The 1,614-nt window shown below is 46.3% G+C and carries 1 protein-coding gene; it reads left to right on the top strand.

Going from position 1 to position 1,614, the window contains the following annotated elements; all coding sequences use genetic code 11:
* Positions 1 to 763: 763 nt before the first annotated feature.
* Positions 764 to 1,614: hypothetical protein (locus ACNRUY_RS26415; protein WP_488114651.1), on the top strand; the 851-nt coding region annotated here is incomplete at its 3' end.

Below are 1,614 nucleotides of genomic sequence, written 5' to 3' on the forward strand. Positions count from 1 at the left end.
ACCTTCTCAAGCTTGATACTTCAGTGAAGGCTGGTATCAAGAACAAACGTAAAACCTGTGGCTGGGATGAAGACTATATGATGAAAGTGCTTGGGCTGATTGATTCTTGATCATGTTTTTGCCCTGGGGTTGACTGAACACGCCCGTGATTTCCGAAATGCCGCGGACCGCCTGGATGATCGAAGAGGAGTTAAAGCCAAGCAGAAACTTCATTCAATGATTGAGGAGAAAATCGCTGTGGTTTCCCCTGAGGTATTTGCTCAACAGAAGGAGGCTTTAACTCAATAACCCTTGTATTTGCGATCTATACTGAGAGGCTTTATAACAGGTCAATCAAGAACAGGTGAGGATCTCTATGCCCACTGAAACACTCTCCCAACAAAAAAAACTCTCATACAGGTCTAATACTTCACTATTTCCAAATACCCTGAAACAACTCTTTTTGCTTTCAATCGCAGGGGCTGTTAACGGAGCAGATCAGGTACCGGCCTACCTTCTGGGTAACAACACGCTTTCCAGAACGGAAATCCAGGTACCCCGTTTGCCTAAAGTGGACAAGCCTATCAAGCTTGCTTCCAATGCACCAGAATTATGGGGAATCAGCTGGAGCCATGACGACCAGTCGCCTGCATCAATGCTGTGCGTTATCGGCTCACTGAAAGCCTGGCCTGAAGACGCAGTCAGAGTGACCAAATTGAAACAGGAGTCCTTTAACCAGCATACCCTGTATCAAATTGACTGGAGGGATAAGAAGGGTGTAGCAGTGCTTCAGGGCAACCTGATCACCGACTGTGGTGATTTATCTCACTCACCTATGATCATCAGTTCATTCACAAGTCGGCAGGGTACTCCCTTCAAAATAACCACAACCCCAGCCCTCTCAAAAAGCATAACCCTGCTCTTCAGGCTATCCGAAAAAAAAGAACAAGCGCTCAATAGTCCATTCCAACTTATGAATAACAGGACTTCAGAGGTCTCCGAACAACGGTTTTCGATGGGAGCCAGTTTTCAAGACGGCTGGCCATGGGACCCAAAACACCCACCCTCCCTGAATTATTATTTTTCCCCCTTGCAATCCTACCTTGAAATCACGATGCTGCCAGTACTTTTTCCCTCAAGATTTCCGGATCAGCCCCAGCTGCAGGTCACTGTTTCAGACCTGAATTCTCGAGACTCAATCTGGATCAACCAGGAAGACCTTACCTGGCTGGCTAGCCATCACCTGCAGGAAGAAAGTGCGTTTCAGGTTGCTTTATTGAACTATTTCAAACATCACCTATACCTGAGACCCACAGGAAAAAGGAATCCAAAGATTCAAATCATGCTGCTTTTACGACAACTGTTTATAGCCTCAGGCCAGGCATCCTTTCATCAGCTTTTAAAGAGTATAACTCCGGCATCTTCTCTTTCTTCCCACGCCCATCCAGTGATCAATCAGGCAGTAGCCAATAATGGCAATAGCCCTCAAGATAAATTACTGCCTTCCCCTAGGCGGCGTTCTCATCTAACCGATCTGCCAGATTTTAACTCAAACTCATGCCAACCAGACCATGATGGCTGCTATTTGAAGCATTCCCGTATAGTTACGCAGAAGCCGCTCGTAACGAGTTGCTA

This window comes from Endozoicomonas sp. Z74 (assembly GCF_057680865.1).